Annotated in this window: 13 protein-coding genes; 8 read left to right on the top strand and 5 right to left on the bottom strand. The window is 40.9% G+C overall.

What is annotated here, in order from left to right:
• Positions 1 to 330: 330 nt before the first annotated feature.
• Positions 331 to 594, bottom strand: a complete 264-nt coding sequence (locus tag HWQ41_RS03280) for a hypothetical protein (protein WP_292759903.1) — start codon at positions 592 to 594, stop codon at positions 331 to 333.
• Between the two features lie 49 nt (positions 595 to 643).
• Here HWQ41_RS03280 and HWQ41_RS03275 point away from each other — a divergent pair, with 49 nt between their 5' ends.
• From HWQ41_RS03275 to HWQ41_RS03265, 3 genes are all read left to right on the top strand, one after another.
• Entirely contained in the window at positions 644 to 1,696 is a 1,053-nt protein-coding gene (locus HWQ41_RS03275; RefSeq protein WP_292759900.1) for an aldo/keto reductase, read from the top strand.
• Positions 1,697 to 1,810: 114 nt separating this feature from the next.
• On the top strand, positions 1,811 to 2,389 hold the full coding sequence (gene dps / locus HWQ41_RS03270; protein WP_292759898.1) for a DNA starvation/stationary phase protection protein Dps: 579 nt from the start codon (positions 1,811 to 1,813) through the stop codon (positions 2,387 to 2,389).
• Between the two features lie 443 nt (positions 2,390 to 2,832).
• On the top strand, positions 2,833 to 3,549 hold the full coding sequence (locus HWQ41_RS03265) for a pirin family protein (RefSeq protein WP_292759896.1): 717 nt from the start codon (positions 2,833 to 2,835) through the stop codon (positions 3,547 to 3,549).
• Between the two features lie 137 nt (positions 3,550 to 3,686).
• On the opposite strand, the gene HWQ41_RS03260 is transcribed toward HWQ41_RS03265, so the two are convergent.
• From HWQ41_RS03260 to HWQ41_RS03250, 3 genes are all read right to left on the bottom strand, one after another.
• Positions 3,687 to 3,902, bottom strand: a complete 216-nt coding sequence (locus tag HWQ41_RS03260; RefSeq protein ID WP_292759894.1) for a hypothetical protein — start codon at positions 3,900 to 3,902, stop codon at positions 3,687 to 3,689.
• A gap of 246 nt (positions 3,903 to 4,148) precedes the next feature.
• Entirely contained in the window at positions 4,149 to 7,490 is a 3,342-nt protein-coding gene (locus HWQ41_RS03255) for a tetratricopeptide repeat protein (RefSeq protein WP_292759892.1), read from the bottom strand.
• Positions 7,491 to 7,547: 57 nt separating this feature from the next.
• Entirely contained in the window at positions 7,548 to 7,874 is a 327-nt protein-coding gene (locus HWQ41_RS03250; protein ID WP_292759890.1) for a hypothetical protein, read from the bottom strand.
• A gap of 210 nt (positions 7,875 to 8,084) precedes the next feature.
• On the opposite strand from HWQ41_RS03250, the gene HWQ41_RS03245 reads away from it, so the two are divergent.
• Positions 8,085 to 8,807, top strand: coding sequence for a class I SAM-dependent methyltransferase (locus tag HWQ41_RS03245; protein WP_292759888.1), 723 nt, complete (start codon positions 8,085 to 8,087; stop codon positions 8,805 to 8,807).
• A 150-nt stretch (positions 8,808 to 8,957) separates the two neighbouring features.
• Here HWQ41_RS03245 and HWQ41_RS03240 read toward each other — a convergent pair whose 3' ends face one another.
• Positions 8,958 to 9,647, bottom strand: a complete 690-nt coding sequence (locus HWQ41_RS03240) for a class I SAM-dependent methyltransferase (RefSeq protein ID WP_292759886.1) — start codon at positions 9,645 to 9,647, stop codon at positions 8,958 to 8,960.
• A gap of 336 nt (positions 9,648 to 9,983) precedes the next feature.
• Between HWQ41_RS03240 and HWQ41_RS03235 the strand changes: the two genes are divergently transcribed.
• The 4 genes from HWQ41_RS03235 to HWQ41_RS03220 all read left to right on the top strand — a co-directional run bounded on the left by HWQ41_RS03235 (position 9,984) and on the right by HWQ41_RS03220 (position 13,612).
• The gene (locus HWQ41_RS03235) at positions 9,984 to 11,060 is read left to right on the top strand and encodes a sulfonate ABC transporter substrate-binding protein (protein ID WP_292759884.1); all 1,077 of its coding nucleotides are present in this window, start codon (positions 9,984 to 9,986) and stop codon (positions 11,058 to 11,060) included.
• 131 nt (positions 11,061 to 11,191) lie between these two features.
• Entirely contained in the window at positions 11,192 to 11,890 is a 699-nt protein-coding gene (locus HWQ41_RS03230) for an HAD family hydrolase (RefSeq protein WP_292759883.1), read from the top strand.
• A 309-nt stretch (positions 11,891 to 12,199) separates the two neighbouring features.
• Positions 12,200 to 12,919, top strand: coding sequence for a pyridoxine 5'-phosphate synthase (locus HWQ41_RS03225; RefSeq protein WP_292759881.1), 720 nt, complete (start codon positions 12,200 to 12,202; stop codon positions 12,917 to 12,919).
• A gap of 147 nt (positions 12,920 to 13,066) precedes the next feature.
• Positions 13,067 to 13,612 (top strand): dual specificity protein phosphatase family protein, encoded by a 546-nt coding sequence (locus tag HWQ41_RS03220; RefSeq protein WP_292759910.1) that lies wholly within the window; start codon positions 13,067 to 13,069, stop codon positions 13,610 to 13,612.
• Positions 13,613 to 13,756 lie beyond the last annotated feature (144 nt).

The following is a 13,756-nucleotide window of genomic DNA, read 5'->3' as shown; positions in this document are numbered from 1 at the left end:
GGTGTATTGACTGTGGTTAGCATAACTAATTATGCGGACATGATATTAGATGTGTTTAAATACAACTTTGGTATTCTAGCTTAGAAAACCGTAGCGATCGCTCTTGCCTGACTAAAGCAGTGCTAAGTAATGCAATTCACCTCAGCCAAAACAAAAATTCGTTTGATAAAAGTTTCAGAGAATTATTGCGTAAATCCTATAGGTAGGCAAACTTCCGCCACAGTGTACTACTGGTTTATGTCCAGCTAATTTTGAGGGTTTGTAGTCAGCACTCTAGTGCTTAGAAAATAAGGACTAAAGTCCCTACTACGAACTTGCTTACACTTCAATTTAAACTTGACAGACTACTAGAGTAATGAATTGCGATCGCTCTGGTTTTAGCGAAACAATACTGAGTGTTAAGTAAAAAAAGAGTGGGTTAACAATGCAAGCGATCGCATTCACAATGTAAGCGATCGCATTCACAATGTAAGCGATCGCATTCACAATGCAAGCGATCGCATTCACAATGCAAGCGATCGCATTTAAATAGGACGACAATACAAATACTAAAGGGCTTGTCCTTAAACATCGCGCCTGGTTTCCAGTTATCATGCTTTTGGAATGGTATTTGCTTAGTTTTTTCATTAGTGAGAAAATATTCATGAGATATAAACTCTTGGGCAAAAGCGGGTTAAGAGTCTCTGAACTCTCCTTGGGAACCATGACCTTTGGTGAAGATTGGGGTTGGGGTGCATCTGTTGACGAAAGTCGTAAAATCTTTGATAGCTATGTAGAAGCAGGGGGCAATTTCATTGACACCGCCAACGGTTACACCAATGGTAGCAGTGAAAAAATTGTTGGTGAGTTGATCGCTAAACAACGCGAACGCTTTGTAATTGCAACAAAATATTCCTTTCCTTTACAGGTGAGCGACAACAAGGGCGATCCTAACGCCAGTGGAAACCATCGCAAGAATTTAATTCAGTCTTTAGAAGGTAGCCTGAAACGGCTCAAGACCGATTACATTGATTTATTCTGGTTGCACGCTTGGGATTTTACAACACCTATTGAAGAAGTTTTGCGATCGCTTGATGATCTAGTCCGTCAAGGTAAAGTACTTTACATCGGCATTTCTGATACCCCTGCTTGGATTGTTTCCCAAGCAAATACCATCGCCCAATACCAAGGATGGACGCAGTTTGTTGCCCTGCAAGTTGAGTATAGTTTGATTCAGCGAACACCAGAACGAGACTTGCTACCGATGGCGAAAGCTTTTGATTTAGCAGTAACGCCGTGGTCTCCCTTGGGTGGTGGAGTGCTGACAGGCAAGTATAATCAGCCTCTTCAAGAGGGTAGCGAACAGGGGCGATTTGCAAATGCAATGTTTGGAACTATTTCAGAACGGAATTTAGCGATCGCTCAAGTTGTCAGTGAAGTTGCAACAGAAATTGGACACACACCTTCACAAATAGCATTAGCTTGGTTACGCGCTCAAAGTGGCGTGATTATTCCAATCATTGGCGCACGTAAATTAACGCAATTTCAAGATAACTTAGCTTCTTTAGATATCCGCCTCTCGCCAGAACATTTGCAACGGTTAGATGAAGTGAGTCAAATTGAACTGGGTTTTCCGCACGACTTTTTGCAGAATGATGATATTCGCGATCGCCTTTTCGGTGGTACATTCAATACCATAGAAAACCATCGTATCTGAACTAATAGTCATAAATAGTAACACATTCAGCCCTTAATTCAATCCATCGTCAGAGAGTTTCGCACAGCCAATCAAAATATGTAAAGTTAGTTGTAAAAGGCATTAAGTAGAACTATGAGCGACAACACCATTTCATCACGTCTGTTCCCGACCCGCATTGACATTCCCGCTGAAGCGCGAGTGCAAATTGTCGTACTTCTCAACCAAACCTTGGCAGCTACTTCGGATCTGAAAACCCAAGCAAAGCAAGCGCACTGGAATGTTAAAGGAACTGACTTCTACCAGCTACATCTATTATTTGATGAAATTGCTGGGGAATTGGAAGAGTACGTCGATATGGTAGCTGAACGCGTCACAGCTTTAGGCGGATACGCTTTCGGAACAGTTCGCGCCGCAGCTAGTAATTCGATCCTGCCAGAATACCCCTTAGATATTTTGGATGGCAAAGACCATGTGACAGCGTTGGCAGATCGCTTTGCATCCTATGCTAAACATCTCCGGGAAGCGATCGCTAAAACTGATGAATTAGACGACCTCGATACTGCTGACCTTTACACCGAAATTTCCCGCACCATTGACAAACGACTTTGGTTCTTAGAAGCTCATCTGCAAGTAGCAGAAATTAAGGCAGAGAATGGCAAAACGGGTACTACTAAAACTCAAAAGACACCTGTTGCTGCTGGTGTAAAATAAGCACTTTTGAGATCAAGTAGCCTTTCTTAAATCTAGTAGTATCTTTTTGGTAAGTACGTCACTTTTAAGTGCGTACTTTTCATTTGATATGTATATACCTTACTATTGAAATAGTTCAAAACTAAGTCAAGAAATTAAAAAATATCTTTGACAAGTGATACATCAAGATTAGGGACTGACAAATAAAAAAACATCCCAAATTTTCTTGTGGGATGGGTGTCCGCACTACGTGCCGCTACGCGAACACCCGTCCCATATTCAGGGCGGGCTTTCCTGCCCACCCCACAAGATGGATAATTTATTTCTTGTCAGTCCCTTAATACTTCAACTTGAAGAAATTAGTAGGTTACTGAAAAGGTATGCTAATTCCATTCTGATTCTTAACTCTTGTACAGACGCGATTAATCGCGTCTCTAAATACTCATTAACAACAAGGTAAATTTATGTCTCAAAATACAATTACCCACTTAATTCACGATCGCAATGCACGCGGTCATGCTCAAACAGGCTGGCTCGATAGTTTTCACACATTTTCCTTCGGTAGTTTTTACGATCCCAACCGCATGGGATTTCGCTCTCTGCGGGTAATCAACGACGATCGCATCGCCCCCGGTGCTGGATTTCCTACCCACAGCCATCGTGACATGGAAATCCTCACCTATGTCTTAGAAGGTGCTGTAGAACATAAAGACAGCTTGGGTACTGGGTCGGTGATTCGTCCTGGTGATGCACAGATTATGAGCGCTGGAACTGGGATCAGCCACAGCGAATTTAATCCCTCACCAACTGAACCACTGCACTTACTACAAATCTGGATTCTTCCCGATCAAGAAGAGTTGAAACCAAGGTATGAACAAAAAACTTTTCCTCTGGAAGAAAAGCAAGGCAAACTCCGGTTAATTGCTGCTAAAGATGGACGCGATGGTGCTGTGACAATTCACCAAGATGTTGATTTATATACATCTGTTTTACAGTCAGGTGATGTTGTTAATTATCAAGTCAAAGGCGATCGTTATGCCTGGTTACAAATAGCCCAAGGCATAGTTAACTTGAATGGTGAAGAACTCAGAGCCGGTGATGGTGTACAAATCAACGGCGAAGAACAGCTAGAAATTAGTACTAATATCGGCGGCGAAATCTTGCTTTTCGATTTAGGCTAATATCTCCTTTCTCTGTTAAAAGGCTCATTTAGATGAGCCTTTTAATCAGGATATTACGTTTGCTAAATCAGTATGTTTGTGGGTTGCGTGAAGGCAAAGAAAATCACTGGAAATGCTAGCAGAATGTCTCAGAGCGCTTAGTGCATATCCAGATTCTTTGGTTTAGGATGTGCTTTTGGGTGAATTATGGCGATCGCAATCTCCGACAACCAAGCCACAAGTCTAAAATACTGCTGAACGAGTATCAAAGACTCATTAATGGAGTTCAAAGCCTCTTTAATGAAGCTCAAAGGCTCATTAATGGAGTTCAAAGCCTCTTGAATGAGTATTAAAGGCTCATTAATGGAGTTCAAAGCCTCTTTAATGAGTATCAAAGACTCATTAATGGAGTTCAGAACCTCTTTAATGAAGCTCAAAGACTCATTAATGGAGTTCAGAACCTCTTTAATGAGTATCAAAGGCTCATTAATGGAGTTCAAAGACTCGTGGATAAATAAACTTAACGCGAAATAGGCGAATTGCTCATACCAATTCTTGAAAGTAGGCGACAGATGCCAACCTGGAAAGACCAATTAAATTCTGGCTTTCTTAATTACGAACTACGAATTACGAATTAAACCTTGCACTCTCGCTATCATTTGCCTAACTTCCTCAGCATCAGGAGATTGGATACGCTGCAATATCTCCAAGGATTGCTGCAAATAATCAAGTGCTGTATCAAATTTTCCCTGTTTTGCTAAAACTTGCCCTAGCATTCCCATTGTCGCTGCTTTGCCTGGAATATCATTAATACTTTCTTGGAGTTCCAATAATTGCTCGTATAAAGTAATTGCTTCTCTAACTTTACCCTGTCTAGCATTGATAAATGCCATATTAGTCAGTGTTGTTGCCTGACCCTTAACATCTTTGAGGCTTTTTGTTATTTCAAAAGATCGCTCCCAATATGCAATTGCTTTGTCAAGTTGACCTTGTTGACTGTAGATAAATGCAATGCTATTTAATGTTGCAGCTTTCTCATGGATATAACCATTATTTTGTTCAATTATAAGAATCTCATCAAGAATGAGAATTGCCTCCTTATGCTTATTTTGTCTCTGATAGATAGTTGCAAGATTAAGCGCAGTAACCACCTGAGCTTGAACATTACCAATATGTTTATGGATTTTAAATGATTCCTGAAGATATGTTATGGCTTCTTCAAGTTTACCCTGATTGGCATAGATGATAGTGGCTATGGTATTCAGAGTTATTGCCTTACTTGGTAAATTATCGAGACGCTCGTCTATTTCAATCACTTGCTGTAGATATGTATTAGCTTTGTCAAACTGTCGCTGGTTAGCATAAATACTTGCTAAATTGTGCAAAGTGGCAGCTTGCCCTTTAAACTTACCGAGACGTTTCGTGATTTCTAAAGACTGTTCAAAAAGATTAATCGCTATTAAAACTTGACCTTGCTGAATATATATTCCTGCCAAATTATGAATAATAGCTGACTTAGTTGTTTCATCCTCTACAGGACACTGACTCAAAGCTTGTTGATAGTGTTTGAGTGCTGGTTCAATTTTACCAAGTTCTTTTTCAGAACGGGCTAGTTGATGAAATATATGATAGTTGTCGATGATTTTTAAAGTAATTTGACAAATCTTAGTTGCTTGGCGAAATTGGCTGAGATTAATCCATGTTCTTGCAAGCACAGTTGTAACATCAATAGCAATTTTTTCTGCTTTACCTCTGTATGCTAGCCGATGAATTTCTAACCCTCGTTCTTCTGTGGATTTCTCTGCCTCTTCCCACCAAAGGCGATACAGCGCCTCAGCCGCTTGCTTATGCAAAACTTCACCATCTTCCACTAACTGCACAGGCAAAATGCGCGGCACTCGTAACGCCTCATCATGGCTTACTTCCAACAGTCCCAACGCCACTGCTCGACTAATATAATGTTCCAAATTGGGGATAGTGTCACAAACTGCGGTTAAAGCTTCCCTTGGTACTGGTAACTCAAACACCAAACCCCGTGACAACATCTCCCGCATGGTTGTATCCATCTGTTCCAGCAACGCCTTTGCCAAAACTTGCTCTCGCAACTCCACCGGATCTGCTGCCAACCGATTCAAAATTGCCGCCACATCAACAGTTGTATTTTGCAGAATCTTATTCAACCATTCCAGCAAGCGGGGATTACCATCCGCCAACTTCTGCGCCTGCGATTTTAACGCTTCATCCACCTGAGATTTAGCACTAAAGGCTGTGAGGCGATCGCACTTTTTTTGCAAATCTGCACCTTGCAGTGCATCCAACGGCTGCTTGTGGAAATACTGCAACTGAGTAAATTCAAAATCGTAACGGCAGGTAATTATGATGCGGTGGGAAGTGGAATTTTCTTTAATTGCCCAAACTAAAGCCTTCATTACCTCTGCTGCTTCTGATTGCAAGACATAACTCTGATCGCGAGGTTCTAAATTCACTTCAAAGTCATCCAGCACGAACAAAAACGGCTTTCCTTGCTCATGCAACTGCTGGAAAACTCGCCGCAGCCTATATCTCAATTCTTCATCGTAATTTTGTAGGCGTTTGCGTTGTTCGTTGTCATCCAACTTTTCCGCCAAGCGATTCACCAAATTAGCTTCATCGATTCTCCCCACCCAGACAACGCGCTCAAGATTCGGCAGTCTGTCGCAAAGCCTAGCTGCTAAACTACTTTTACCCAAACCGCCCATACCATGAATCAACACTCCAACCTCATCGGTTGATTGACTCAGCACCCGTAAACAATTTTGTAATTGACGGCGACGACCAACAAAACTCTCCCGCGTCGGGACTTTCACCTTACCCGCAGGATCTAAAAACTGGGTAGAAACAGAAAGCGGTGGTGCTGGTTTCCGTCCACGAGTCCGTAAAGGTGTGACTAACGAACTTGGTAAATTGCCTGCTGCATAAAGCCGCAATAAATGCCAATCCCGCGCCTTATTCTTAATTAATGCTTGGTATGTACAAGCAACAGCTTCAGTGATTTGTTTTCCGGCTGACAATTCCTGATATAGTGCAGCAGCTGCGGCTGTTGCATCAGAATCTAAAACCTTTTGACCCCAACCCAAAACCGCTTTTGCACCCGATTTGAGCAATTCTTCAGCCATTGATGGCACAGATCCCGAATTGCCTGCTTGTCCAGTGCGACAACCAGAGAGGAAGATGAGTTTAGGCAGTCTAAATTGTAATTCTTGGGCGATATCTCCAGCACTGGCATAGTTAGCTTCACCTGTTGCCGTTTCTGTAATAAACCGGGGTTGCCCATCTTGTAAAGTAGCATGACCCGTCAAGTGTAAAACATCAAAATAACCGCTGTCGTAACCATCGACTAAATAACCCAACTCCGACAAACAGCCGCTTTCTTCCACCGTCAGCGCTAAAGGTTGCCGCTTTGTCGCCTCCAAAATCCGTGCTTCCTCCCCCTCAAAATCCAGCACAGGTTTTACATCTAGGGGCGAAGTAGCCATAAACAAAACTTGCAACGCTCGGTTTTCTGGTTCCCCTTCAATGGTCAATTTTTTTACCGTGCTATCTGACACCCAACGCACTGGGACAATAGCCGGGACTCGCTCAACCAAAAAGCTAACACCATCGTGCAGGACTTCCCAAGGCAGATGGGCGAGTTTTTCTGTTGTGGCGATCGCTAACACAATCCCTTCACGCCGATACTTATCTAGCAAGGGTTGCAGCCAGCGATCGCTCCCATCTAACCAGTCATACAACCGCCGTCCAGTTATCGTATAATCCTCTGGGAAAAACGAAACGTAATAATCTCTCTCAGCCAACTTAATTAAGTCGGCAACTTCTGTTAGAGAGAGCGATCGCTTCTCATACTGGTTAGGATTATCAACAAAGTAACGTAACTCTACGTAATTATCATCAACTGGTTTGAGGTCGAGGTGGAGCGTTTGCACGTTCTGAATCCTGAGACTTCAGTATTTACCCCAAGTCTACCACCCCCAATTCCGTCTCTACGATTCTAAAATTTGGCGAATCTCTTCCAGGGTTGCATCCTTCAAAAGCAATCGCCTACCATTGCGCCCGACAATCAACACCTTTTCAATTCTTTTACCAGACTGTTTAGCTTTATACTCTTGATACCACTTGCGGATTTGTTCAGCAATAGCGATCGCTCCCCCAACAATACCAACGATGGTAGCAACTGTTGCTGTTACTCCCTCTCTTTCGGCTGCATCTGAACTAACGCTATAGTTACCCGATATACCAGGAATTGCCAAAAGCGCCTCTGTTGCTGCGATCGCATCTTTACCCTCAATCGCCAACTGAATTTCTGCCATAGTGTTTATCTGCAAGTAACTCCAAGCTTATTTTAAACAACATCCCAAGGCAATTTCTCGGCTTTTTCTTAACATTCAACACTTCTGTAACAAACTTTATTAGCCCTTTTATTCTTGGTGGGGATTCAGGTAAGCTATTTTGCAATTACTGGTTGCACTTTGTCTACACTATAACTTGACTGAAGTACTTAAAGAGTAGCAAAAACCTAAATGTCTAAAAAGTCCGATTCGCAGTTCCAAAATCTCTTTAGTTCACCCAAACCAACAAACTGGGACGAAAGATTAGCCCAAATAGCCTATCGCTTTAACCGAGAATATCAAGGTGAAACCTTTGAACTCCCAACAGAAGTACAAGCGATGCCGATATTCCGCGAGTGGATTGGAGGTAGTTTCTCAGGGAGAATTGCTTCCCCTTTCTGGGAAATTGCTAAACCTCAAAAGAACCAGCACTGTATAGATATTGGCTGTGGTATCAGCTTTTTAATTTATCCTTGGCGGGATTGGCAAGCGTTGTTTTATGGGCAAGAAATCAGTAATGTGGCACGGGATACCCTTAATTCCCGTGGGCCGCAGTTGAATTCTAAGCTATTCAAAGGTGTTGAGTTGGGAGCCGCTCATCAGTTAAACTATCCATCAGAGCAATTTGATCTTGCGATCGCCACAGGATTCAGCTGCTATTTTCCACTCGAATATTGGGATGCTGTACTAGCAGAAGTCAAGCGGGTATTAAAACCAGGTGGACATTTTGTGTTTGACATCCTCAACCCAGAACAGCCTTTAGCGGAAGATTGGGCAGTTCTAGAAACCTATTTGGGGGCTGAGGTGTTTTTAGAACCTTTGGCTAAGTGGGAAAAAACGATTAAAGCGGCTGGTGCTAAAGTAGTAACGCAGAAATCAGGGGAATTATTCGAGTTGTATAAGGTGCGGTTGTGAACTTACTTCAAAGAAATTTGTGAAAATTATCGGTGTCCAGATCCCCGACTTCGTAAAAGTTGTCGGGGATCTAACTTTTCACGAATTATTTAGGATTGCTATAGATGCTTTCGATAAGTTTAAGAGTAGGTAAGCGGCTATTCATTTTATTTAAACCTTTGTTCCATGTGCATAGATAAAATAGTTATCTGTCACCTTCACTTCAATCTGAAAACCTGTTTTATTTAGCTGAACTTGAAGTTCATCAGGCTGATAAAAAATTTTGACAATCTGAAATTCTTGACCATCATTTAACTTACGGGTTTTATATATGTTTCCGTCATCTTTAAGGATATGATTGTTAGCCGTAGATGTCGCTTCAAAGGAAGAGTCAATGATAAATACTTGTCCACCAAGGCGAACAGATTGATAGACTTTCGTCAAAAATGAATCGAGTAATTTTGGCGGCACATGAGAGAGCCAAAAAGCAAAAAACACTAAATCATATTCAGTGTTAGGTTGCCATGTAAATAAATCCATGAGGTGATATTCAACACTCAATGAATTTAACTTCGAGCGATTAATTGTAATCACTTCTTCAGAGGCATCGATCGCAGTAATTTTTTTACCGATACTTAAAAGTTCCTGCGTCCAGATACCTGTTCCACAGGCTAACTCTAAAATATCATCCACCACGCCAATTTGGTGTAATGTATTTTTGATCACAGCTACTTCATTAAACCAGCGCTGGTTGTTTTCGGTACCGCGATCGTAGCGTCCTTTCCTATAGAACCACTGATCATATTCGTTGGCTCTAGCGCGATAGTAATCAATCTGTTGTTGAAGAATATTATCTGTCATCGCGTGCTTTCTGATCCGATTAAGTTTAGATTTGACGTTAGGGACTGACAACAAATAAATTATCCAATCTTGTGGGGTGGGCAACATGAGCGCCTTTGGCTAGGGCGGGCGAGACGCCCACCCCACAATAAGTAGTTGAGTATTTTTTTATTTGTCAGTCCCTTACTATGACATTTAGGGAGAATTTTTTCTTCAGCGAATAAACTTGCATTTCAGCTTTAATTATGTGATATTTTGATTATTCCATAATAATACGGTAAATCAATAAACTTGTAGGTGATTTACTGAAAGTTTGCTGAAGTCTGATATTTATTTATCCTTGAAAGCAGAGTGAAGATGTTGACTAAGTTCTCTCTAAGTCGATTTTTGGGCATTGCGATCGCCTTCCTCCAAAGGTTCCAACAACGAAGAATCCGCACCTTTTCTATAATGTTTGCAGTGGGACTTAGTTTAACTTTGGCTGTCTCTGCTTGTTCTCCAAGCGCAAGCGACAACTCTGGCACATCGCAGACAACCCAAACTCCAGCAGCTAGCGCAACTACAGTTCGCATAGGTTACCAGAAAGCGTCAACTGTCCTCTATGCGCTGAAGGCGAGAGGGGAATTAGAGAAAGCCTTTGCAGCTTCAGGATCTTCGGTAACTTGGTCGGAATTTCCGGCTGGGCCTCCGCTTCTAGAGGCATTAAATGCAGGCAGTATTGATTTTGGCTATACCGGAGAATCACCACCTATATTTGCTCAAGCTGGGGGCATTCCTTTGGTTTATGTTGCCTACGATCCTTGGAGTCCCAAGGCTGAAGCCATTCTGGTGTCGAAGGATTCACCTATAAAAAGTGTGGCTGAACTCAAGGGCAAAAAAGTTGCTTTTGCCAAAGGTTCTAATGCTAACTACCTATTGGTGAAAGCACTGGAAAAGGCAGGAGTACAGTACAGTGATATCCAACGAGTAAGTCTCACTCCCGCCGATGCTCGTGCTGTCTTTGAGGGAAAAAAGGTTGATGCTTGGGCAATTTGGGACCCTTACTTAGCCGCAGCAGAAGCAGCAACAGGCGCACGTACTTTAGCAGACGCGACGGGATTAGCTCCCAATCGTGGTTATTATCTGGCTGCAAAATCTTTTGTTGATGCCAAGCCGGATGCATTGAAAATAGTTCTAGATCAGGTAAAGAAAGTTAGTGACTGGGCAAAAAATAATCCTAGTGAAGTTGCTAAATTTCTTTCCCCGGCTTTGGGGATAGATGCTCCGGTGTTGGAAATAGCAGAAAAGCGGCGTGAATATGATGTACTTCCGATCACAGATGAAGTGATTACTAAACAACAAGAGGTTGCAGATACCTTCTACAAAATTAAATTGATCCCGAAAGAAATCAAAGTGAAGGAAATCGTTTGGCAAGGCAAAGTGAATAATTCGTAATTCGTAATGACGCTCTCTACGAGACGCTAAAAGCGAACGGAGACTCGCTAATGTAATTCGTAATTAAAAAATTACGAATTACGCTGAAGAGTAATTATCGCTAAGTAGGTAGACCTAATTAAAATTAACTTATGAAATATTTATTATGGGATTTTGAGAATACACTAGGTTATCGTCAGGGAATGTGGAGTGGAACTTTACATTCAATATTAGAAAGTAATGGAATCCAAAATATAAAGCTAGAGGATATTCGACCATTTCTCAACATTGGCTTTACTTGGCACTCCCCTGATACTCCCCATAGCATATTTTTGAATGGCAAAACATGGTGGGAGTATATGAATGAATATTTTGTAGAAGTCTATGAGAAAGTAGGAATAGGTAAAAACGATGCTACAAGATTTGCTTTGCAAGTACAAAATGAATACAAAAATATCAGAAAATGCTATATATATAATGATGTAACGTCTACATTAAAATATGCCTTAAATAACGATTATCAAAATGTAATTTTATCGAATCATATACCCGAACTTAACGATATTATAGAGAATTTAGGAATTAGAGATTACTTTACTGAAATATATACATCTGGAAAAATTGGTTATGAAAAACCAAACATCAAATTTTATGATTACGTTATCAACGATTTAAATCTTGAAAAGAAAAAATGTATCATGATAGGCGATAGTTATGACGCTGATATTGCTGGAGCTTTACGCGCAGGAATCAAAGCAATCCTAGTAAGAAAACCAAACGAAAAGAATTACAGATTTTATTGTAAAAATGTAACAGGAATAATAGAAATAGTAAAAAATATGTCAATTTAAACACATTTGCACCAGATGGTTTAAGTGAGTACCAAAAAAATCATCCAATCTTAATTTGTAGGATGCATTATGCCTCTACCTAACGCACCATAATAGATTAAATTTCGAGTAATATCTAAAAAAATAAGTAGTTCAAAACGACCCTAAGAATCGACTAAGTAGAGCGGCGTGAATAATTCAAGGTTTGTAGTAAGGACTTTAGTCCTAATTTGAGGGCTGGAGCCGCTCACTAAGAACTCATATCAAGATTTTTTACATTACTTAATCTACTTTGATTTATTCTCACCTACTTACTTATATATTTTTAATATGACCAATCTCAGCGTTAACCTTAACAAAGTCGCTTTACTCAGGAATGCTCGAAATTTTGGGAGACCGAGCGTGATTGAAGCGGCTTCTACCTGCATTAAAGCTGGCGCACAAGGAATCACAGTTCACCCACGCCCAGACCAACGACATATCAAGCCCGAAGATGTCGATGCATTGGCGCAGATATTGACTGTTGAGTTCAACATAGAAGGTAATCCGTCACCTCAATTTTTAGAGATAGTCCGAAAAATCAAACCAACGCAGTGTACCTTAGTTCCCGATGCACCAGATGCTTTCACATCAGACCACGGATGGGATCTGGCTACAGATGGCTCTTGGCTCAGACCAATCATTCGAGAGCTAAAAGACCTCGGAGTTCGAGTCAGTCTATTTATGGATACTGACTTAACTCAAATTAAACGTGCAAAAGAGATTGGAAGCGATCGCATTGAGTTATATACAGAACCTTATGCTACAGCTTTTCGTAATGGTAATGTAGAGTCTGTATTCCAAGACTATCAAAAAGCAACACAAAAGGCTCAGGAAATTGGTTTAGGAGTGAACGCCGGGCATGATTTAAATCTGCAAAACTTAGAAAAGTTCTGTTCAATTTCTGGCATACTTGAAGTGTCTATTGGTCATGCCCTGATTGCCGATGCTTTGGAGGTGGGATTATTTACTGCTGTGCAAGAGTATTTAAAAATCCTATCTTTTAACTAGATTTAAAACCTATGTAAAAAAGGTGAATACATCATGTATTTTACCATCTGAATGCTCCGGCAAAGTATTCTATTTAATCAAAAAATAACTAACTATTTTATGGCTACAACGAGCAACTTCCAAGATTCAGAAGTTAGACAGTTAAAGATGTATAAATTTGCCCCGGCTGGGGAGAATGAGCAAATAGTATTTGGGGCTGCACGACCTGGATACACTAACAAGGAGCTTCAAGATTGGATAGAATTCATGAAGCGCCAAGACATCAAGCGAGTTTGCTGTCTTCTTTCAGAGCAACAGCTAGCTTCTTACTCTGATCTTCTGGGTACATACAAACAGGAATTTGATAATCAATTAGTTTGTTGGGCACCAATTGCAGATTTCCATTTATGTGATTTAGAAACCCTCACACAGAAAATACTTCCTTTCTTAATAGAAGCAGATAAACAAAATGAGAAAGTCGTTGTACACTGCTCTGGTGGGATTGGGCGTACTGGACATGTGTTAGCGGCATGGCTAGTTAGTGTCCGAGGATTATCAAATCAAGCTGCAATAAATGCTGTCAAAAAAACAGGTAGAAATCCTTATGAAGCTGCAATCGCTGCTATCTTTAGAGGTAGAAATCCCTTGAAAGTTTTAAAAGAACTTGACTTGCTTCTGAATGATTGCCGTCTAGCAATACATAAAACATTTTGAGTTTGCTATGATCATGTTTAATCAGTCTATTTACGAGGCTTTATCCAATTAAGCAGCGTAAACAGCAATAGATATCTCCAGAAATTAATTATGCGTTGGCCGAAATCCTTGGTAGGCACAATTCATGAATTGTGCCTACGTCAT

Source organism: Nostoc sp. NOS(2021) (assembly GCF_017115025.1).
Classification (GTDB): domain Bacteria; phylum Cyanobacteriota; class Cyanobacteriia; order Cyanobacteriales; family Nostocaceae; genus Nostoc.
Note: the sequence above shows the minus strand (reverse complement) of the source record. Positions and strands in the feature narration are given on the sequence as shown.